The 18,996-nt window shown below is 63.0% G+C and carries 21 protein-coding genes; 11 read left to right on the forward strand and 10 right to left on the reverse strand.

Annotated features, from left to right (window positions below; translation table 11 throughout):
• Nucleotides 1-74 precede the first annotated feature (74 nt).
• From ACN50D_RS23655 to ACN50D_RS23665, 3 genes are all read left to right on the forward strand, one after another.
• Entirely contained in the window at nucleotides 75-1,253 is a 1,179-nt protein-coding gene (locus ACN50D_RS23655) for an acyltransferase family protein (protein WP_047272742.1), read from the forward strand.
• Nucleotides 1,192-1,905 carry a peptide-methionine (S)-S-oxide reductase MsrA gene (gene msrA / locus ACN50D_RS23660; RefSeq protein WP_020905733.1) on the forward strand — a complete coding sequence of 238 codons (714 nt, stop codon included), beginning with the start codon at nucleotides 1,192-1,194 and terminating at the stop codon, nucleotides 1,903-1,905. Before ACN50D_RS23655 ends, msrA begins: the two co-directional genes overlap by 62 nt.
• A 111-nt stretch (nucleotides 1,906-2,016) precedes the next feature.
• Nucleotides 2,017-2,613, forward strand: coding sequence for a hypothetical protein (locus tag ACN50D_RS23665; RefSeq protein ID WP_223304488.1), 597 nt, complete (start codon nucleotides 2,017-2,019; stop codon nucleotides 2,611-2,613).
• Between the two features lie 15 nt (nucleotides 2,614-2,628).
• On the opposite strand, the gene ACN50D_RS23670 is transcribed toward ACN50D_RS23665, so the two are convergent.
• Together ACN50D_RS23670 and ACN50D_RS23675 are read right to left on the reverse strand one after the other, a co-directional pair.
• The gene (locus ACN50D_RS23670) at nucleotides 2,629-3,558 is read right to left on the reverse strand and encodes an LLM class F420-dependent oxidoreductase (protein ID WP_058038067.1); all 930 of its coding nucleotides are present in this window, start codon (nucleotides 3,556-3,558) and stop codon (nucleotides 2,629-2,631) included.
• A 16-nt stretch (nucleotides 3,559-3,574) separates the two neighbouring features.
• Complete coding sequence (locus ACN50D_RS23675; RefSeq protein ID WP_212634065.1) at nucleotides 3,575-5,356, reverse strand: hypothetical protein; 1,782 nt, start codon at nucleotides 5,354-5,356, stop codon at nucleotides 3,575-3,577.
• Nucleotides 5,357-5,771: 415 nt separating this feature from the next.
• Here ACN50D_RS23675 and ACN50D_RS23680 point away from each other — a divergent pair, with 415 nt between their 5' ends.
• Genes ACN50D_RS23680 through ACN50D_RS23695 form a run of 4 tightly spaced genes read left to right on the forward strand, consistent with a single transcriptional unit; the run spans nucleotide 5,772 to nucleotide 9,308 of the window.
• A complete protein-coding gene (locus ACN50D_RS23680; protein WP_212634066.1) occupies nucleotides 5,772-6,749 on the forward strand; it encodes a DUF4328 domain-containing protein in 978 nt (325 codons plus the stop codon).
• The gene (locus ACN50D_RS23685; protein ID WP_003944175.1) at nucleotides 6,746-7,510 is read left to right on the forward strand and encodes a glycerophosphodiester phosphodiesterase; all 765 of its coding nucleotides are present in this window, start codon (nucleotides 6,746-6,748) and stop codon (nucleotides 7,508-7,510) included. Before ACN50D_RS23680 ends, ACN50D_RS23685 begins: the two co-directional genes overlap by 4 nt.
• Nucleotides 7,511-7,521: 11 nt before the next feature.
• On the forward strand, nucleotides 7,522-8,436 hold the full coding sequence (locus ACN50D_RS23690) for a DUF5926 family protein (RefSeq protein ID WP_003944127.1): 915 nt from the start codon (nucleotides 7,522-7,524) through the stop codon (nucleotides 8,434-8,436).
• A gap of 53 nt (nucleotides 8,437-8,489) precedes the next feature.
• The gene (locus ACN50D_RS23695) at nucleotides 8,490-9,308 is read left to right on the forward strand and encodes an alpha/beta fold hydrolase (protein WP_003944129.1); all 819 of its coding nucleotides are present in this window, start codon (nucleotides 8,490-8,492) and stop codon (nucleotides 9,306-9,308) included.
• Here the strand turns inward: ACN50D_RS23695 and ACN50D_RS23700 are convergent.
• Both ACN50D_RS23700 and ACN50D_RS23705 read right to left on the reverse strand, forming a co-directional pair.
• On the reverse strand, nucleotides 9,305-9,850 hold the full coding sequence (locus ACN50D_RS23700; protein WP_030535839.1) for a ferritin: 546 nt from the start codon (nucleotides 9,848-9,850) through the stop codon (nucleotides 9,305-9,307). The genes ACN50D_RS23695 and ACN50D_RS23700 overlap by 4 nt on opposite strands.
• 154 nt (nucleotides 9,851-10,004) lie before the next feature.
• Nucleotides 10,005-10,931 (reverse strand): cation diffusion facilitator family transporter, encoded by a 927-nt coding sequence (locus ACN50D_RS23705; RefSeq protein WP_007735998.1) that lies wholly within the window; start codon nucleotides 10,929-10,931, stop codon nucleotides 10,005-10,007.
• Between the two features lie 179 nt (nucleotides 10,932-11,110).
• Here ACN50D_RS23705 and ACN50D_RS23710 point away from each other — a divergent pair, with 179 nt between their 5' ends.
• The 3 genes from ACN50D_RS23710 to ACN50D_RS23720 are packed head-to-tail and all read left to right on the forward strand — an operon-like array spanning nucleotide 11,111 to nucleotide 13,072.
• Nucleotides 11,111-11,740 carry a M23 family metallopeptidase gene (locus ACN50D_RS23710; protein ID WP_042453198.1) on the forward strand — a complete coding sequence of 210 codons (630 nt, stop codon included), beginning with the start codon at nucleotides 11,111-11,113 and terminating at the stop codon, nucleotides 11,738-11,740.
• 28 nt (nucleotides 11,741-11,768) lie between these two features.
• A complete protein-coding gene (locus tag ACN50D_RS23715; RefSeq protein WP_003944179.1) occupies nucleotides 11,769-12,128 on the forward strand; it encodes a BlaI/MecI/CopY family transcriptional regulator in 360 nt (119 codons plus the stop codon).
• On the forward strand, nucleotides 12,125-13,072 hold the full coding sequence (locus tag ACN50D_RS23720; RefSeq protein ID WP_003944128.1) for a M56 family metallopeptidase: 948 nt from the start codon (nucleotides 12,125-12,127) through the stop codon (nucleotides 13,070-13,072). The genes ACN50D_RS23715 and ACN50D_RS23720 overlap by 4 nt, the downstream gene beginning before the upstream one ends.
• Here ACN50D_RS23720 and ACN50D_RS23725 read toward each other — a convergent pair whose 3' ends face one another.
• The gene (locus tag ACN50D_RS23725) at nucleotides 13,073-13,717 is read right to left on the reverse strand and encodes a DsbA family protein (protein ID WP_212634067.1); all 645 of its coding nucleotides are present in this window, start codon (nucleotides 13,715-13,717) and stop codon (nucleotides 13,073-13,075) included.
• Nucleotides 13,718-13,843: 126 nt separating this feature from the next.
• Between ACN50D_RS23725 and ACN50D_RS23730 the strand changes: the two genes are divergently transcribed.
• Nucleotides 13,844-14,785, forward strand: a complete 942-nt coding sequence (locus ACN50D_RS23730; protein ID WP_212634068.1) for a cytochrome c oxidase assembly protein — start codon at nucleotides 13,844-13,846, stop codon at nucleotides 14,783-14,785.
• An 11-nt stretch (nucleotides 14,786-14,796) separates the two neighbouring features.
• On the opposite strand, the gene ACN50D_RS23735 is transcribed toward ACN50D_RS23730, so the two are convergent.
• The 5 genes from ACN50D_RS23735 to ACN50D_RS23755 all read right to left on the reverse strand — a co-directional run bounded on the left by ACN50D_RS23735 (nucleotide 14,797) and on the right by ACN50D_RS23755 (nucleotide 18,957).
• Nucleotides 14,797-15,342, reverse strand: a complete 546-nt coding sequence (locus tag ACN50D_RS23735) for a ferritin (protein ID WP_003944176.1) — start codon at nucleotides 15,340-15,342, stop codon at nucleotides 14,797-14,799.
• Between the two features lie 37 nt (nucleotides 15,343-15,379).
• A complete protein-coding gene (locus ACN50D_RS23740) occupies nucleotides 15,380-15,850 on the reverse strand; it encodes a hypothetical protein (RefSeq protein ID WP_212634069.1) in 471 nt (156 codons plus the stop codon).
• A gap of 99 nt (nucleotides 15,851-15,949) precedes the next feature.
• A complete protein-coding gene (locus tag ACN50D_RS23745; RefSeq protein WP_174519508.1) occupies nucleotides 15,950-17,185 on the reverse strand; it encodes an LCP family protein in 1,236 nt (411 codons plus the stop codon).
• A 160-nt stretch (nucleotides 17,186-17,345) separates the two neighbouring features.
• Nucleotides 17,346-18,167 (reverse strand): CPBP family intramembrane glutamic endopeptidase, encoded by an 822-nt coding sequence (locus ACN50D_RS23750; RefSeq protein WP_212634070.1) that lies wholly within the window; start codon nucleotides 18,165-18,167, stop codon nucleotides 17,346-17,348.
• 10 nt (nucleotides 18,168-18,177) lie between these two features.
• Nucleotides 18,178-18,957 (reverse strand): DUF2470 domain-containing protein, encoded by a 780-nt coding sequence (locus ACN50D_RS23755; protein WP_003945406.1) that lies wholly within the window; start codon nucleotides 18,955-18,957, stop codon nucleotides 18,178-18,180.
• Nucleotides 18,958-18,996: the final 39 nt, after the last annotated feature.

An 18,996-nucleotide genomic window follows, 5' to 3' on the forward strand; every position in this document is an offset into this window, starting at 1 on the left:
ACTTGCCCCGATCTAAGGGTAAGCTAATATGCGCAAATTCGTCGTAAAGGTGAACGGAACCTTAAACTTGCGCGATGCCCGCACCAGTTTTCCTCCCGGAATCACCAGAGGCGGCCGCGCCTCGGGTGAATCTTCCGGGCGCTGACCTGCTGCGAGCCCTGGCGGTTGCCGCCGTGATCTACTCCCACATCTCTTTCTACGTCATCGACGATCTCGGCTCGGGTTGGTGGGTGATCGACGTCGTCTACGGCGTTTTGATCGAGCCTGCCGAACTCAACCAGCACCTCTCTTTTGTCGGCGTCGCAGTATTCATGATGCTTACCGGTGCTCTGGTGACGCGATCCGCGATTCGCGACGGCCCCGGAAAGTTCTTGACCAACCGATTCAGTCGACTGCTGCCCGCATTCTGGGTGGCGACCGCGATTGCCATTCTTCTGGTCCGCCTCGGAATCAACGGAATGTTCAGCGGTCAGGAAGGTATTTCCGATACCGAAGCGTTGATGAGCTTTTTTCTCGGCGGATTCTTTCTCAAGCCCGAGGTAGCAGTTCTGGGAGTGACCTGGACACTCACCGTTCAATTCCTCTTTTATCTCGCATGTGTCGCGGCTCGCCCGATACTGCGGCTGCGACCGATCGTCATGCCGCTCGCCGGTGGTGCGCTGTGCTCGCTGGTGCTGCTCTACAACGTCTACGCGCCGCTGCCGTACACCGTGCCGATGCTGTCCAAGATCGCCGCGACGCTGCCGGCCGTCTTCCTCGGCCAGATCATGTACCTCGCGTGGGCGAAGCTCGCTCCCGGCCGCTGGCTGATCGCGGCCGTCCTCGTCCAGATGCACGTCATCATCGTGGCGACCCAGTTCCGCGTCTACTGGGCCGGTGAGCACTATCTGTGGACCATTTCGGTAGTCGCTGCAGCGGTAGTTCTCATCGGCCGCTACGACGGCGTCCCGACGCGCTGGCCGGTCGTGAAGTGGCTCTCGACGCGTAGTTACGTCATCTATCTCGTGCACACCCTGATCCTGTACCGCGTCGTCGAGAACACTGTTTTGTACGTCGGACCGACGCTGGCGTTTGCGCTCTTCCTTCTGGCCACGGCCGCGGTAGCAGAAATCGGCTACCGGTGGGTGGAGCTGCCCGGCGCCCGCGCGATCACGGCGTGGCGAAACAGTCGCTCGCGCGTAGCATCGAAGCATGAGCTGGTACGACGACATTCTGGGACGAGCGTCCGCAAAATCCACGCTGATCGCGCCTGAGGACGCACTCCCGGGCCGAGAGCAGAAAATGCCGGTTCCGACCGCGCACTACGTCAACGGGCATCCGTTGACGCCGCCGTTTCCGGCCGAACTGCAGACCGTCGTCGTAGGGATGGGTTGTTTCTGGGGCGCCGAGAAGGAGTTCTGGCAGCTTCCCGGCGTGTACACGACCGCTGCGGGTTATGCGGGCGGCTTCACGCCCAACCCGACGTACGAAGAGACGTGCTCCGGACGTACGGGTCACACCGAAGTCGTGCTGGTGGTCTTCGATCCCGCAGTGATCTCCTACGAGCAGATCCTGGCGCACTTCTGGGAGAACCACGATCCGACGCAGGGGATGCGTCAGGGTAACGACCAGGGCTCGCAGTACCGTTCGGCGATCTTCACGACGTCCGCGGAGCAGGAAGAAATCGCTCATGCGTCGGCCGTCGCTTTCGGTGAACGGCTTGCCGAAGCCGGATATGGAGCGATCACCACCGAAATCGGCCCGCTGCGCGACTTCTTCTACGCGGAGGATTACCACCAGCAGTATCTGGCGAAGAATCCCGGCGGTTACTGCCCGGTGCATGCCACGGGCGTCAGTTGCCCGGTCGGATTGCTCCGTCAGGATCAGGTTCCGGCGCAGACGGACATCCTTCCGCCGAGCGAATAACTGGACAGGTGTTGGAGGACACATGTGATTCAGCTCGTTAACACTTGCAACTAGATCGAAACAAAGGGAATCTCGATGTAAGAGTGTGTCGTCGAGAGAACTGAGCTCACAATGTCAGGTAGTACGCGAGGAACTGCGTCGCTGCTCCGACGCACCATTCATGTAGGCCACGATCCGATGGTTCGCCGCAGTGATCGGATCGAAGGGTTCATGTCCTTCGGTCTGATCATTTTCGCGATTCTTCTGCTGCCTCTCGCGGTATGGGCAGGGGCTGCGACTGCTTCGAGCCAGAACGCACTGATCGCCAAACAATCCGCCGAATTACACAGTATTTCGGCGACGACGACTGCAGATTCGACGCAGACCACCGCCTCGACAGCCGATTACATTGCGCCTACCACCGAAATGGCCAGCGCGCAGTGGAACTGGAACGGCCAGGTTCACACGGGTGATGTCACTGTCGACTCGGCGACGCCCGCCGGCACCGAGGTCCCCATCTACGTCAATGATCAGGGCGACAAGACCGTAGCTCCGATCACTCAGAGCGCTGCCGACGTCGCAGCCGTGGTGACCGGGGTTTTCACCTGGTTCAGCGTGATGTCGCTGCTGGTCATCGCTTTCATGCTGGTGCGCGTCTTTCTCGACCGTTCCCGCTCGGCCCAGTGGGACCGAGACCTACGCGCGTTCCTCGACGCGAACGCGCTGTAGATCCCGGCCCATTCTTTACTGCAGTTGGGGCATGACCTCGCTTGCGACGAGTTCGAGATGATCCAGATCGGCGAGATCGAGAGTCTGCAGATACACGCGCTGTGAACCGGCCTCGGCGAAAGTGCCGATCTTGTCGACCAGCTCCGAAGGTGTTCCGGCCAGACCGTTCTCACGTAGCTCGTCGACGTCGCGTCCGATAGCCTCGGCGCGCTTCTTGATCTCCGCCTCGTCGCGGCCGCAGCACAGGACGAGAGCGTTGGAGTACACCAATTCGTTCGGATCGCGCTCGTGCTCGACGCAAGCCTGACGAACCCGCGCAAAGATGTCCTTCGTTTCCTCGAGGGACTTGAACGGGATGTTGAACTCGTTTGCGAACCGAGCGGCGAGCGCCGGAGTCTTCTTCTTGCCCGTGCCACCGATCAGGATCGGCGGACCGTCGACCTGGTGCGGTTTTGGAAGCGCGGGAGAGTTCTTGATCTGCACGTGCTTACCGTCGTAGTCGAACGTGTCGCCGACCGTCGTACGCCACAGACCGGTCACGACGTCGAGAGTTTCCTCGAGCAATTCGAAGCGATCCTTGAGCGCCGGGAACGGGATGCCGTACGCCTGGTGCTCTTCCTCGTACCAGCCGGCGCCGATGCCGAGGTCTACGCGGCCACCACTCATCTGATCGACCTGTGCGACCGAGATGGCCAGCGGTCCGGCGTGACGGAACGTAGCCGACGTCACCAGAGTGCCGAGGCGGATGGTGGATGTTTCGCGGGCGATTCCGGCGAGCGTGATCCACGCGTCGGTGGGCCCGGGAAGGCCGTCGGAATTCATGGCGAGATAGTGGTCCGAGCGGAAAAATGCGCCGTAGCCGAGTTTTTCGGCGGTCTGGGCAACAGTCAGTAGTTGTTCGTAGGTAGCGCCCTGCTGGGGTTCGGTGAATATACGCAGCTCCATGACTTCCACTCTGCCACTATTTTGCGGAGGTCGGGACGACGGCACCGACTTGTCCGGCGCCGAAACACAGGGTCGGTCCCGGTGTTGTCGGCGTGATCTTCACACTGTTTCCGTGGCCGACCAGGCGCACGAACACCGAGTGCAAACCTTGGGTGACGGGTACGGATACTGCGTCGCCGGACTCCATCGCAACATCGATCGTTCCGTCGGCGCTGGCGAGGTAATTGAGCTGAACCGTCCATTCCCAGCCGGCCAGGGGGCCGTCGAGGGGGAGCTCGGTCGGGCCTTCGGCACGGGTGCCGCAGTTCGGCGCCGTTCCTTCGGGAATCCTTCTCGTCCAGGTCACTTCGGCATCGACGATCTGACCGCTGTCGTCGATGGTGCGCAGAATCGGAGTGCTGGAAGAGAATTCGGGCCGATCAGGCAGCGGCGCGAGAACGTTGCTTGCCAAATTGTTCGGAAAGGCGACGGGAAGGAGCACTTCGATCGCGACGGGTTGCTCGAGCAGTGGAGCATCCTGATTCTGTGACAACGACATTCGCGCGTTCGCGAGGTAGTCGCGGGTCGGGTTCTCGCGCCAGATGTCGACGAACGTGACGGTCGAGACGAGCGAACTGATCACGAAGAGCACTGACAGGCCGGCGGCGACTGCGACGGGCAAACGGGCCGGACGTCGCCGAGGCGCAGCGAGAATAAGAGCGGCGGCGAGGGCGAACACCGTCGCCGAATCCGTGAAGTAACGCAAGGTCTGCGCCAACTCGTAAGTGGTGTCGGCGTCGGATCGGGTAGCGGTCATCGCCACCACGGAGGCCAGGAAGTACAGCGCCGCGGCAGCCCAGATCCAGGCAGCGCCGCGTCGGGCACGCACTGTCATCACGGCCGTCGTCAGCAGCGCGGCCCAGGATGCGACCACCAAAAGCGTCGGCGGATCGGCCCAGGCGGGGCTGGGGATCCACCGCTCCCAGCGCCAGGGGCCGCCGAGAAGAGTGGGAAGCATCCCCAAAGACGTTCCGTGATGCAGCAGTTCGGTGGACATCGAACGGCCGTATCCGGTGATCGGAGATTCGACAGTTGTCAGATACACCGGAATCCAGATCGCGAGCACGGCGGCGCAGGCCGTCCACAGGAGTCGGCACTTCGTGATCGCACTTCGTATCGGCGTTCCTTCACCTTGTGTGCGCAAGTACAGCACCAGAAAAGCGAGTGCCACGAACGGAACGAGCACTGCTTTCTCGAAGAACAGCAAGGAGATGACAAAAACCGCGGTGCCCGAGAACACGTAGCGCACCTGCCCGGTGCGGTACAGCTTGATCGCGTCGCCGCATGCCCAGGCCAGCGCGATCTGGAGCGGCAATGCATTGAGCGCGGCTGCCCACCACGAGAACGCCGGAAGTGTCAGCGGGACGAACAGATACAGGATCAACGGAATCAACAGTGCCGGTCGCCGGCCGAGGACCAACCGAAGAGTGCGCAGAAGCGCCAACGACGCGGCGGCCTGACCGATGACGAGCAGCGTTGCCGACAGCGCCCAGTTGTACGGCGCGATACGGGCGATCAACCCGGTGAAGAAGAAGGCCGCGGGCATGAAGTGACCGTCGTGGTCGTAGAGCAGGAGTTCGCTCGAGAAGAGTGGGAAGCGTCCTCCGCGGCCCATCAGGATGAGGTCGTCCCAGTAGAAGTAATTGCTCGCGGCAACCCAGACGCGAATGACGAGCTGACATCCGATCAACACGAACGCGAGCTGCGTGACCCGTCTCGGGGTGAACGTCAGAGTTGGCTCGGGCTGTGGAGAAGTCATCGACGGTCATGCTTCCAGGTGTGTCAAAAACCGACTTCTCATAAAAAGGGGATACCGGTCTTTTCTGTCTTTTCGGGAGCAATTTCTGAATGGATTGTGAACTTTGCCGGGATAAATGACGTCGACGCCCGAAAGTTCACTGACCTGCGGTGTCAAATTCATCCTCGAGCCTGTGCATCGTTCGCTAACACCTGTCAGCAAATTCTCAGGGTCTTGCCCGTGACCTGTGGATAAAGCCCGATTCATTCATCCAGAACTGTGGATGAACCTGTGGAAACTGTGGATAACTCGAGTTTTTAAGTGGCGGAGGTCACATTATTCGAACAATGCAGGTGAACGCGGTGGAGGTTCGATCACAAATCGGGAGTGAATCCATTTGCTGCCGTTACCGATACGGCGTGACAGAATCGAAGTTGTGAGTGTCGTTCAGGTCTGCGCCCGGTGCGCCGCACGCTGGCCTGTCGTCGGCGGCCCGACGCAGTGGTGCCCGCGCTGCAGCGGCGTCCTGCTGATCCCCACCCGCACCGAGATCTACCAACCGCCCAACCGCCGTGGCTTCCGCTGGATCGCGCGCTCCCCGTCCGACCCCCGCGGCGTGGGGGACGCACCAGTGCGTCGTAGCTTCTCCACTCCGCGCTACGACGCTGTCCCGCGGTGGGGACTCCAGGACGTCGTCGACACCTCACCGGTGCCGCCCTCGCGAGCGGACCGGATGGCCGACCGAGTCGGGCCGTTGCTGACGCTCGCAACGATCCTCTACGGACTGGCGGTGTTCGCCGAACTGGGCAGATACGCGATCCTGGTCCGCAACCGCACCAGGCTGATCCCGCAGCCGCTGCTCACGGTCTCCGACGCCGCCGTGTACTTCACTCAGTTGGGTGGACTGCTGATCTCGGTCTTCGCGGCAATCGCCGCTGTGTGCTGGCTGCTTCGTCGGCGTCGTGAACACTTCGCAGGCGTCCGGGAATCCGATCCACGCACAGCGTCGGAAGTTGTCGTCGGCTGCGCTGTGCCGATCCTCAACCTGGTGATGCCGGCCGTTTATCTCTTCGAGTTGGTCCGCCGCGATCCGCGCGGAACCCTGCTGGTCAAGATCTGGTGGGGCTTCTGGGGATTCAGCGCTCTGCTGCTGGTGGTCAACGCGTACTGGCGATCACGCCCGGGGATTCAGGCAATGGCCGACGGGGTTCTGCTGAACGCTTTCATCGCACTGATCGCTGCCGTCACCGCGGCGTTGACACTCGTCGTGATCCGCCGGATCGAGCGCAAGAGCTGGCGCGGTGAACCGGAATCGGAAACCCGGTGGGTGCCAGTGCCGCGCTCGGTGCTGGAAGAAAAGACGGTGCTGGAAGAGAAGACGGTGCTGGACGAGAAGGAGACCGCTGCCCTGTGAGCCCAGATCGTCGAGGTCCACTCGTCGTTGCGCACCGAGGTGCGTCGGCTGCGCGGCCGGAGCACACCCTCGCCGCCTACGAACTGGCCCTCGAGGAGGGTGCCGACGGGCTCGAATGCGACGTCCGGCTCACCCGCGACGGACACCTGGTCTGCGTTCACGACCGCAAGGTCGACCGCACCTCCAGCGGGACGGGGATCGTCAGCGAGATGACGCTCGATTCGCTGAACGCTCTGGACTACGGGTCGACGAGCGAACCGGCCGAACTGCTGACTCTCTCCGACCTCATCACCCTCGCTCTGGATTTTGCGCGCCCGGTGAAGCTGTTCATCGAGACCAAGCACCCCGTGAGGTTCGGCGGATTGGTCGAAGCCAAACTCCTGGCGGAACTGCACCGCTTCGGGATCGCGTCGCCGCCGTCGGCCGATCACTCGCGGGCAGTGGTCATGTCTTTCTCGGCTAGTGCGGTCTGGCGAGTGCGTCGTTCGGCACCGCTGCTGCCGACGGTCCTGCTCGGTGACGCGTCGCGGTACCTCGGCGGCGGTGCGTCGACGGCTGTGGGCGCTACGGCGATCGGGCCGTCGATCAAGGCTCTGCGCGAACATCCCGATCTGGTCGATCGGGCCGCTGCTGCGGGTCGCGCGACGTACTGCTGGACCGTCGACGACAAGGCGGATGTGGACCTGTGTCGTGAGCTCGGGGTCAGTTGGGTTGCCACCAACCATCCCGGGCGCACGAAGCAATGGCTGGGCAGCGTGTAGATTTTGCCCTCGTGGCCAAGAAGAGCAAAAGAAACAGTGGACCGAAGCAGGGCAGCGCACGCGCAGAGAAGCTGGCGGCACGCCAAGCAGAGCGTGAAGCCGCTGCCGGCGTAGTCAGCCGCCCGTTCGAGGGCCTTGCCGCCGAGTGCGATCTGGTTGCGCTGCGCGAATTCGTTCCGTCCGCCACGGCTCCGTTGCCGGTCATCGGCTCCGACCGTCCCGTCACGTTGGCAACGGTCCTCCCCGGCGCTGTTGCCGCACTCGTCCGCGACGAGGGCGAGACGGCCACAGGATTTGTCGGTGTCCAAGTTCAGGCGCACTCGGCCGACCTCGGCGCAGACCTCGCCGCTTCGGTGAACTGGATCAAGGACGCGGCCCCCGGCGACGCGCTTTCTGCCGCGAACCCCGATTCCGAGACCCCCGCAGTCACCGCTGTCGTCGATCCCTCGGCCCTGCTCGACATCACCGTGCACCAGAACTTCAACTGGTGGATCCCCGAGGGCGTCGAAACCGATCCCGAGGTTGCCGCCACCGTGCAGCACGCCAACTCGGCGATCATGCCCTCTGCACGCCTCGAAGGCGACGGCCTCGTTGCCGCGTGGTGGGTCGACGCCGGCGAGAAGGCGCACCTGCGTTGGGTTCGTCCCGAGAGCGAAGACGACCTGATGCTCGCGCTGGCGCGCGTGCACGCGACCGGTGGACTGCATCTGGGTGAGGGCTCGCGCTACGCAGGCTCGTTCCGCACCCACGGCCTGTTGGTTCCCGTCTTCGACCTCGACCGCGAAAAGCATGCAAACGAGTGGGTAGCGGCAACCGTCGAGCTCGGTGAGCGTCTTGCCGAGGCTCTGGCCGTCGATGCTCCGCTGACCTCGGCCGAGCTTCGCTCGCGCGACGGACTTCGTGGTCGTCAGGTCACGCTGCGCTGATTTTTTCGCCCGAACTATAGGCGTTACGCGAAGTTACGGTTAATGTTGGTGACATGACCTTGTCGCATGACATCTCCGGTAGTGGTCCCACGCTTGTGCTCGTCCATGGCATCGTCCATCGACGGCAGGCGTGGGATTCGCTTTTGGACCAGCTGACGCCGTACCGCCGCGTCGTCACCGTCGACCTGCCGGGTCACGGAGAGTCGCTGCTGCCCGAACTCGGTCCGGACGTCATGGGACAGCTGATCGACGATGTCAGTGAGTTCGTCAAGGAAGTGACGCCGGCGGGGGAGCGTGCCCACGTCGCGGGAAACTCCCTCGGCGGCTGGATTGCCCTCTCGCTGGCAGCGCGCGGAGATGTCGCGTCGGCGACAGCTCTTTCGCCGGCCGGGTTCTTTGTCAATCACCTCGATCAGGTGCGAGCGATCAACACGTTCCGTGCACTGCGCGGCACGGCCAAGCTCATGGGTGACGGATTGCCACGCGCATTGCGGTACAAGCTGATTCGCTATCCGGCGCTCGCCGCGTTCTTCGCTCATCCGAGTCATGTCGGTTATGCAGCGGCGTTGGCCGACTGCCGTTCGCTCGTGTCGAACGAACTCGTCGATCTCGGTCTCGAGATGGACTTCGTGCTGCCGCCCATCGTGGATCCCACTGTGCCGGTGACGGTTGCGTGGGGTCGACGCGATCTCATCCTGCCCGTGTATCAGGCGCAGCGCGTGAAAAAGCCGTTCCCGCAGGCAAAGTTGATGGTTCTGCCCGGCCTGGGGCACGTACCGATGACAGATGCCCCCGAGCTGATCAGTTCGATCCTGCTGGCAGGAAGCGAACCGTTCGGCTCGAGGGCAAAATCCGTGAGTGCTGCAGGCTAGATGGTTCCGCCGGCTGCGCTCGGTGCACCGGTGGTGTCACCGACGGTGCTCATCTCGCGGGACACGAAGTCTTCGAGGTCGAACAGGTTGGCGCCTGCGCGGTCCGCGATGGTGAGAAGTGTTGTCATGCTTGCAACTTCCTCGACCTGCTCCTTGAGGAACCACTGCATGAACTGCTCGCCGAGGTAGTCGCCTTCTTCGCGGGCAGTGCTCGCGAGCTGGACGATTTGCTCGGTGACCGTCTTCTCCTGCGTCAGCGCGAGAGCGATGGGCTCGCGGGCATCCTTGAAGTCGGCCTTCGCGGCGTCGACGCCGGTGAGTTCGACATTGATGTCGCGATCGAGGAAATACTGAACGATCATCATGGCGTGGTTACGCTCTTCCACAGCCTGCTTGTAGAAGTGCTTTGCCAGCTGTGGCAGATCCGCATTGTCGAAGTAAACCGCTGTCGCGATGTACTGATGCGAAGCGTTGAACTCGTTGCGAATCTGGTCTCGGAGTAGTGCGTGGAATTTGGTCATGTGAGTCTCCCCAGAAGTCATGAATTCCAAGATAGTGCAGGTCAGAGGCCCTGTCATCCCAGTATGACCTTATTGTGGTAAGCGTTCCCAAACTAAAGAAGACCTAATTTTTCTTCGAATTCGGTGAGGTTATCGAGCCCGGTGAATTCGAATGTTTCATTTAGGAATGTCCATTTCACCAGGCGAGTTCCGCGCATTTACCGTCGCTTCCCTGTAGTTCCACCTGTACGGTGGCGTGCCCCAGTTCGAATACCTCGGCAAGCAAGGTTCGGGTTGCTGCGAGCACCGTTGTGGGATCGGCGTCACTGACCGCGGTGACGTGAACGGAAGCAACTTCCATCCCCGAGGTGAGTGTCCAGACGTGCAGATCGTGCGCGTCGACGACTCCCGGCAGAGCGTTGATCTTCTCGATGATCGAGGTGACGTCGATGCGGTCGGGAGCCTGCTGGAGGAGGATGCGAACGGCGTGGCGGCCCAGGTTGAAGGCACGTGGCAAGACGAAGAGGCCGATCGCGACGCCGATGACGGGGTCGGCGTAGCGCCAACCGAACGCGAGCGTGACCAAGCCGCTGACCAGGACGCCGATGGACCCGACCATGTCCGCCATGACTTCGAGGTAGGCGCCGCGGATGTTGATGCTTTCCTTCGCGCCGCTGCGCAGCATGAGGAAGGCGATGACGTTCATCGCCAGACCGACGACGGCGACTGTCGCGACGGGAAGGCCGGGAACCTCGGGCGGATCCGTGAAGCGGCTGGCGGCCTCGTAAAGCACCCACCCGGCGACTGCGAAGAGCAGGATCGCATTGGCCAGTGCCGCAAACACTTCCGTGCGGTACATGCCGAAAGTACGGTCGGGGCGCCGGGCGGCACGCTGTGCGACGAGGATCGCGGCGAGCGCCATGAAGATGCCGAAGATGTCTGTGAACACGTGCGCCGAGTCCGAGAGCAGGGCCAGTGACGAGGTGAAGAGGCCGACCGTCACCTGCAGCACGAAGGTCACCAACCCGAGGCCGGCGGCGATCCACAGTTTGTTGACATGCTTGCCGCTGTTGCTGGTCGCAGCCTCGGCGGGGGAGATTCCGTGCCCGTGTCCGTGTGACATCGAAGGTCCTTTCGTCGACGCCAGCCTAGACACATATGCATATATGCGCAATAGTGCATGTCTTAAAAACTATGCAACATAGTTGTAAGGTGGCGGCGTAGACCTTCATTTGTCATCGACGCGAGGACCGAGAAGTGGGAAGACATCGAAAATCCGAGCCGATCAGACCCGGCGGGCGCATGGCCGCGGTTTCCGTGGCGACGGGTGCAATCCTCGCGTCCGGCACTTCCATCGGGCACGCGTCGCCGCCGCCGATTGCAGTCGAGGATGCATCTGCGGTGTCGGCGCCGGAGATCCTCGACCTTGTCCGGCCGACGGATCTTGCCGGAATAGCCGAACAACTCGGCAAGACGCGACAACTCGAATCCGAGCGAGCGGCGCTGGCGTTCGAGGCCGAAAAGCCACAGGTGATGGCCCCCGTCAGCGGGACGATGACGTCCAACTTCGGTCCACGGTGGGGAACCACCCACTACGGTCTCGACATCGCGAACGCGATCGGAACGCCCATCGTGTCGGCGACCGACGGTGTTGTGCTCGAATCCGGTCCCGCCGCGGGATTCGGGCTCTGGGTCCGCATCCAGCAGGACGACGGGACCGTCGGCGTCTACGGACACATCAACGAGGCGCTCGTGGTTGCGGGTCAGAAGGTGCGGGCGGGTGAGTTGATCGCGACCGTGGGCAATCGTGGACAATCGACAGGACCACACCTGCACTACGAGGTGTGGCAATCTGACGGACAGAAGACCGATCCGCTCGCGTACCTGAATTCCCGGGGCGTGTCGTTCGGGGAGAAGACCACGGGCGACTGAAGTTCTGTCACGACGCGATGGAGGAGCAATGCAGGGGCTTGGCGGACTCGAAGCCGAGGTCATGGATGTGCTCTGGCAGTCCGACGACGCGCTCTCGGTCAAGGATCTGGTCGAGACCCTGGGTGAGCGTCGACAACTTGCGTACACCACCATCCTGACCGTCGTGACGCATCTCTACGACAAGGGCTGGGTGAGTCGTGAGAAGAAGAGTCGCGCCTACTTCTATCGGCCGAGTCGCAGCCGTGAAGAGGCCACATCCAGAGCACTGCGCGAATTGTTGGACAGCAGTTCCGATTCCGCTGCCGTGCTGTTGCACTTCGCCAAGACCATGACAGATGCCGAGAACGAGGCCCTGCGCCGGGGTCTTTCCGGGGAAGGTGTGCAATGACATTGGCGTTGCCGATGTTTCTCGGTGCGATGCTCGTGGGATTCCTGGTTCCGAGAGTGTTGCGAGCCGTTTCCTCGGCGTTGTCACCGGCGGTGCTGCTCGCGGCGTGGCTCGGCAGCATGGCGTCGGCTTTGTATCTCGCTCTCTCCGCGGTCTTGGTTCTGGTGTGGCCGAGCCACGCGCCGGTCGAGGGGCTGGTCGACGGTATCGCTCGGTGTTTCAGCGCCTTCGCGCACGGCACGAGTTCATGGGTGGGTGAACTGATCACCGGCACAGCCGTTGCTGTGGTGGGTGTGATCGCTGTTCGGATCGTGCTGGCCGGCCGCAAGCAGGCACGTGAGCACGCGAGGGTCCGAGATTTCCATCGTGATGTTCTCTCGATCGTCGCGCGCCGCGACAACTCGGAGTCCGACGTGTTGTGGTTGGATCATCCGCTGCCTATGGCGTACAGCGTCGCCGGAAAGCCTGGATTTGTTGTTGCGACGCAAGGCTTGTCATCCGCTCTCAGTGGAGGCGAGCGTGATGCTGTCCTCGCGCACGAGCGTGCACACCTGAGCGGCGGTCATCACCGAATTGTCGGTGCGTGCGAAGTCTTGGCCGCTGTTCTTCCGCGAGTGCCGTTGTTCGCGGCGGCACCCGCTGCCGTCGGCGCGATTGTCGAACTGTCGGCGGACAGACACGCCGCTCGCGTCACCAGCCCGGCTGCGGTGCGTTCCGCCCTTGCCGTGGTGTCGAAATCGCCGCTTCCTCAGCCGGACTGGAGCTTGAGCGATCGCGGCAGCGCGACCGCGGTGCGATTGAGTTCCCTGGTCGACGGCGACGTGGCGTCGCCTCGGCGACTGACCTGCGCGGTGGCGGCCTGTGCGCCGGCCGCTGTCACGACGGCCGTTGCCGCAGCCGTGACGGTGGCCGTCTCCGCGGGGATCTGCGCTGTTCTGACCTGATCATTCTCCCAAGGCCGAATCGATCTGGGCTTTCAACTGCTCGTAGCTCGGCATCTGGTCCAGCTTCACGTCGTTGAGGAACAGCGTCGGAGTACCTTGGACGCCGAGGCGTCGGCCTTCTTCGAAGTCGCGCTCGACCCGCTCGCGGACGCCGCGGCTGCCGAGGTCGGATTCGAATCGGGCCATGTCAAGTCCGAGATCTTGTGCGTAGGAACGGAACAGCGCCTCCTGTGATTCGGCGGATTCACCCCATTGCGACTGCGTCTCGTACATTCGCTTGCACATCTCGACGAATTTGCCCTGGCGAGATGCGGATTCGACGACCTGCGCCGCGAGAGTGCTGTTGGTGTGACTCGGAATCGGAAAGTATCTGATGCCGAACGTGATTCGATCCTCGTACTCCGCTCTGATCCGCTCCATCGTCGGATACAGCGCGAGGCAGGCTTCGCATTCGAAGTCGAGGAACTCGACCAGGTTCACCTTGCCGTCGGCGGCCGAGGTCAATCGGTACGCGTCGTCGGTGAGGACGGCGGTGGATTGTGCTGCCCGATCGGCGTTCTCGTTGTCTGCCCGAATCGGATCGACGGTGATGAACGTGATCAGTGCTACCGCGAACACCGCGATCAGGGCGGCGGATATCTTCATGCTTCTGGACACTGCTGTGCACCTGTACCTTCCGTCGCATTCCTAAATACTATCCAACATAGTAGTTAGGTGTAGAGTCGACGGTACCCGCATTGAGACGAAGGAGGACCCGCCGGTGAAGCGTTCGTGAATGACACGCCGCCGCCGTCGATCGGGCAGATGCTGGAGTGGGATACCTCATCCCTCCCGCTTCTTCCTGCCCTGGGAGTTGTTCTTGCACTCTGGTATTGGACTGGCGCTCAGCGAGTTCGCGCGAGTGGGCGACCATGGCCGTGGTATCGGACAGCGTGTTTCCTCGGTGGGTGCCTGCTGCTGATCGCGGTAACCGGACTGAAGGTCGAGAGCTACGGCTACGAACTCTTCAGCGTCTGGATGTTCCAACACCTGACGCTCTCGATGGCGATCCCGCCGCTCTGGGTACTGGGCTCGCCGGGACTGATGCTACTACGTTCGACGCCGCACCGAGGAATAGGAAAAGGCATTCTCGCGCTTGCCCTCTCGGCATTGCGTAGCCCACCGGCGCGGTGGATGCTGCACCCCGGGTTCACGATCCCGGTATTTCTGTTCAGCTACTACGGGATCTACCTGTCGCCGATCTTCGACACCGTCTCGGCGTTACCGGCTGGACACGTCTTTCTCGAAATCTTCTTTCTCGCCAGCGGTCTGCTCTTCATCATGCCGGTGCTCGCCACCGGCCCACTGCCGGTGCGACAGAGCTACCTCGGCCGGTGTTTCGACCTGTTCGTGGAGATGCCGCTGCACGTGTTCATCGGCGTCGTACTCATGATGGCGACAAAGCCGCTGCTGACCACGTTCGTGGATCCGCCTCCCGAGTGGGGCGTGGACGTGATGCAGGATCAGCAGCTGGCGGGCGCCCTCGCGTGGTCGTACGGAGAGCCCGTCGCGCTGGTGGTGGTCGTGATCTTCGCGATGCGCTGGAACCGCGACGACAAACGGATGAATGCCGACCTGGACCGCCGCGCCGAGATCGACGGCGACAGTGATCTTGAGGCGTACAACAATTTCCTCAGATCACTGAACGCCGCCGAGCGGCCTGAGACTCGGTAGGCCGGTGGCCCTCAGACGCCGCCGCCGGCGGGCGTCGGCGCCATTGCGTCGGCAGCGGCCGGGGTGTTCATCTCGCGTGCGACAAATGTTTCGAGGTGGAACAGGTTGTCGCCGGCGCGGTCGACGATAGTGAGAAGTGTTGTCATGCTTGCCACTTCCTCGACCTGTTCCTTGAGGAACCACTGCATGAACTGCTCGCCCAGGTAGTCGCCGGTATCGCGCGCGGTGCGTGCCAGCTGCGTGATCTGCTCCGTGACCGTCTTCTCCTGCTCGAGTGCCAACTCGACCGGAGCCCGGACACTGTCGAACTTCGTCACGACGTCGTCGATGCCCGGAACGTCCACGTCGAGGTCGTTGTCGAGCAGGTACTGGATCATCATCATCGCGTGACCGCGTTCCTCGGTGGCCTGGCTGTAGAAGCGCGCGGCCATCTGCGGAAGATCGTGTGCATCGAAGTACACCGCTACCGCGATGTACTGCTGCGATGCAGTGAACTCGTTACGGATCTGCTGACGCAGCAGAGTGGTGAATTCGCTCGAGTTCTTCGCCTGTGTCATCCCAACAGGTTACTGGGTCGTCGCCGCTGAGAGGGAGCTACTTCTTGTCGAGCTGATCGATGACGAAGCCGACAGTTTCCGGTCGGTACCCGTAGACGAACGAGTCCTTTTCGCCGACGTACCAATCGCCGCACTGCAAAGAACTGCCCTTCTCGACCCCCGTCGGCCACCACTGTGCGGACAACGATGCGGGACGAGTTTCGACGGTGGGTCGTGCGATGCAGCTGTTGTGATCTATCTCCGCGATGTTCGCAGTCATTCGCAGGATGCGTTCGTTGCCGGTGGTGCGGATGACCTCGTCGATACCCGTTGCGCTGGCGGGAACCCAACTCGGCAGTGTGTCGATTCCGTTGGATGCTTGTGCAAAAGAGAAGGTTTCGGTTTTCTTGTACGCCTTGGAGTCGTCGAACTTCTCGAAGGTTCCGGAGCAGGACGTCACGAGTGCAGCAGCTCCGACGGCGGCGGCAACGACGGCGAGAGTGCGGAATCGGCGGTGTGTTGTGTTCATACCTTCACGGTATTTTTCGGCCGCCGATTCCGCGTCCTGCCGGAAAGCGATTTGTTCGCCGGGCTTGTCCTCCCGCGGTACTACCGGAACTCAGGGCGATTACCCCGTGGTGATCAGATCCTGTGGAATCTGCTGATCGTTGGCCAGGGCGTCGAAGAACTGCGAAGCGCGCGCCTTGTCCCACAACAACACGTTGCCCGAACCGTCCACGTCCTCGAAACCGGCGACCGGAACCGTCGTGGTGGTCATCCCGCCGCGAAGCGCCCAGGCGAGTGAGGCCAGATTCCAGATGTGATCGCCTTCGTCGACCTGTAGAGATTTGGCGGTATCGGAGACGAGTGGCCACAACCGGAACGGATTGAGGAACGTGGTCGGACTCGTCGCCTTCGACAGCAACGCCGACATGAACTGGCGCTGGTTGTTCATGCGGTCGAGGTCGGCGAGCGCCGTCGCGCGAGTTCGCACGAACCCGAGTGCGTCCGAACCCTTCAAGTCCTGGCATCCGGCGGGGAGGTTGATCCCGGCCAGCGGATCGTCGATCGGCTGTGCCAGGCACACGTTGACGCCACCGACGGCGTCGACGATGCCGGCGAACCCGCTGAATCCGATCTCGGCGTAGTGGTCGATGCGAAGCCCCGTTGCCTCTTCGACGGTCTGCACCAGCAATGGAGCGCCACCGAAGGCGAAGGCGGCGTTGATCTTGTCGGAGCCGTAGCCGGGGATGGGAACGTACGAATCGCGGGGGATGCTGACCATGGTCGTCTTCCCACTTTTGGGGACGTGGACCAAGATGACCGTGTCAGTGCGCTTGGGGCCGGTGTCGCCGCCCGTCGCAAGGGCTTGCTCCTGCTCGGGGGTGAGCCCCTCACGACTGTCGGACCCGACGATCAGCCAGTTCGTGCCCGGAGTATCGGCGACGCGTCCCGCGTAGTCGGGCAGCGCGTCGATTCGATTGAGCGAACTGTCGACGTAATAGATCGCGCCGGCCAGCGCGAGCAGTAAGACCAACAACGTGATGCCGATACGTCTACCCCAGCTACGACGCTTGCGGGGGCGTCGCTGCTTCGGAGGTTCTGGAGGGCGCGGCGGGGCGTTCGGCGGGGTTCGGCGCGGCGGTGCGGGCGCGTACTTCGCCTGGCGCTGCGGATCCTGACGCGGCGGCCCCTGCCTGCGCGGGTCGTCCTGAAACGGTTGCGGGCGCTGGGTCGGCGCCCAGTCCTCACGCCTGGGCTGCTGCGGCGCTTGTGGTGGGACCTGTGACCAGGCCTGATTGGCCGGATTCTGCTGCTGCGGGCGTCCGTCGCGGCGAATGACCGTCGGCCCTTCCGGCGGCATCGGTGGACGCCGCTGCGGGGGTGGGCCCTGACGGGGTGGATTCTGGCGTGGAGGGTTCTGCCTCGGAGGCATCGGTCCACGCGGAGGTGGCCCTGGCGGCTGGCGCCGCGGAGGGCGCTGAGGATATTCGGAGTCGCCGGTCACCAGTTCACGGTACCGGTCACGGCAGCCAGGAGACGTGATCGCGCAGGAGGGCGTAACCGATGAACGCCACCATGTCGATGAGAGCGTGGGCGATGACCAGCGGCCAGAGTTTCCCGGTGCGCTGCCAGTACCGGCCGAACACGAGCCCCATGATCACGTTTCCGACGCCGCCACCGAACCCCTGATAGAGGTGGTAACTGCCGCGCAGGAGTGACGACGCGAGCAGTGATTTGTTCTCGCTCCAACCCAGCGTTCGGAGGCGAGTGATCAGGTAGGCGACGACCAGCACCTCTTCGGCACCGGAGTTCGCGATCGCGGACAGTACGAGGATCGGCACTCGCCACCAGTGATCGTCGAGCGCGCTGGCCTGGACGGTGAGGTTGATGCTCAGTGCCTGAGCCACGAGATAGAACAGCAGACCGGGGAGACCGATCACAGCGGCGAGGCCGAATCCCGGAGCGATGTCGCGCCCGAATCGAGGCTTGGGAGTCAGTCCCGCAGCACGTGGACCGATCCCCGAACGCCACAGTAGATAGAGTCCCAGCGCTGCCCACGCGAGAAGCTTTGCGACGCCCAGCAATTGGCGCGCCAGGTCGATCCAGTCGATGGCGGCCCGCGACGGGTTGAGTGCAACCGTCTGATCCGAGAGCGCAACCGGCGTCGCCAAGGATTCGGCGAGCGAGAGGATCCCGGACAATCCGCTGAGTCCGAACGTGACCAGCAGAACGATGGTGATCTCGATCCAGACTCCGCGTCTGGCGGCCGGATCGAGTTCCGGGCCGGCCGGGACGGGAGTCGGCGGCCGTAACCACGTGCGGACGGTTTCGCGGGCATTCACCCGCGCAACGCTAGCCGTTTGATGCGCCGCCTGATCGGAGGCCGTTGAGGAAAGGGCACCCGACCAGCATGCGGATGGCGCGGCTCAGCGCGGGAGCGTCGTCGACGGGGTTGGCGAACGGCATCCACACGTCGCGGTCACCGGTGTGATCCTCGACCCGCAGGCGAAGTCCGTAGCGGTCGATGCCGAGTGGGCGAACGCGTCCGGTGCGCATGTACGGGGGAAGCTTGCGCACGAGCAGGTCCACGAGGTCGCGGTGGTCTTCGTCGAGATGCTGCAGCCATGCGGTCTCCATTTCCCAGAAGGGATCGGGGCTGGCGTTCAGCAGTTCGTCCACGGCGACGGGTTCTGCCCCCGTTGAATCAGCGACTACAGCCGAGGCCAGGCTCAAGCGAAGGAGGACCGAGGTGTGGCCGATGTCGAGGAGCCCCGGGTGTGGATGTTCGGATGCGACGTCGTCGGCGAGAACGCGTGCCTCGTAGTCGGGCACGGCGTGCAACGAGCCGCGAAGCCACACGAGGGAGCGCACGGGCTCACGCAGCCGCAGTGGTGCGTGATCGGTGATCTCGAGGACGGCAGGCAGGCCGCCGCCGCCGGAGTTCCAGGCCAGAGCCGCAGCAGCGGAGGCATGTGGGACTGCAACGACGACGTCACCGTTCGAACGCAGGTGATGCACCGACGTGACGGTGGGATCGCTGCCTTCGATGGCGAGAACTGCGTCTTGTGCGCGCACACAGGCGCTGCGGACGCGTTCGGCGGTGGACGGGCCGGTGCTGGTCTTCGTTGCCATGCTGCCCCCTTGGCGGGTGTTCTCTCGAACTCCATCGGA

Source organism: Rhodococcus sp. SB1D, assembly GCF_048573875.1.
Lineage (GTDB): Bacteria > Actinomycetota > Actinomycetes > Mycobacteriales > Mycobacteriaceae > Rhodococcus_F > Rhodococcus_F qingshengii.

Bases quoted from the DNA above. Each gene is read 5' to 3' on its own strand.
- ACN50D_RS23675 (WP_212634065.1), bottom strand. From the start codon at position 5,356: ATGACTTCTCCACAGCCCGAGCCAACTCTGACGTTCACCCCGAGACGG.
- ACN50D_RS23705 (WP_007735998.1), bottom strand. From the start codon at position 10,931: ATGTCACACGGACACGGGCACGGAATCTCCCCCGCCGAGGCTGCGACC.
- ACN50D_RS23655 (WP_047272742.1), top strand. From the start codon at position 75: ATGCCCGCACCAGTTTTCCTCCCGGAATCACCAGAGGCGGCCGCGCCT.
- ACN50D_RS23735 (WP_003944176.1), bottom strand. From the start codon at position 15,342: ATGACACAGGCGAAGAACTCGAGCGAATTCACCACTCTGCTGCGTCAG.
- ACN50D_RS23700 (WP_030535839.1), bottom strand. From the start codon at position 9,850: ATGACTTCTGGGGAGACTCACATGACCAAATTCCACGCACTACTCCGA.
- ACN50D_RS23745 (WP_174519508.1), bottom strand. From the start codon at position 17,185: ATGCCGCCGGAAGGGCCGACGGTCATTCGCCGCGACGGACGCCCGCAG.
- ACN50D_RS23670 (WP_058038067.1), bottom strand. From the start codon at position 3,558: ATGGAGCTGCGTATATTCACCGAACCCCAGCAGGGCGCTACCTACGAA.
- ACN50D_RS23720 (WP_003944128.1), top strand. From the start codon at position 12,125: ATGACATTGGCGTTGCCGATGTTTCTCGGTGCGATGCTCGTGGGATTC.
- ACN50D_RS23715 (WP_003944179.1), top strand. From the start codon at position 11,769: ATGCAGGGGCTTGGCGGACTCGAAGCCGAGGTCATGGATGTGCTCTGG.
- ACN50D_RS23665 (WP_223304488.1), top strand. From the start codon at position 2,017: ATGTCAGGTAGTACGCGAGGAACTGCGTCGCTGCTCCGACGCACCATT.
- ACN50D_RS23740 (WP_212634069.1), bottom strand. From the start codon at position 15,850: ATGAACACAACACACCGCCGATTCCGCACTCTCGCCGTCGTTGCCGCC.
- ACN50D_RS23725 (WP_212634067.1), bottom strand. From the start codon at position 13,717: ATGAAGATATCCGCCGCCCTGATCGCGGTGTTCGCGGTAGCACTGATC.
- ACN50D_RS23695 (WP_003944129.1), top strand. From the start codon at position 8,490: ATGACCTTGTCGCATGACATCTCCGGTAGTGGTCCCACGCTTGTGCTC.
- ACN50D_RS23710 (WP_042453198.1), top strand. From the start codon at position 11,111: ATGGCCGCGGTTTCCGTGGCGACGGGTGCAATCCTCGCGTCCGGCACT.
- ACN50D_RS23755 (WP_003945406.1), bottom strand. From the start codon at position 18,957: ATGGCAACGAAGACCAGCACCGGCCCGTCCACCGCCGAACGCGTCCGC.
- msrA (WP_020905733.1), top strand. From the start codon at position 1,192: ATGAGCTGGTACGACGACATTCTGGGACGAGCGTCCGCAAAATCCACG.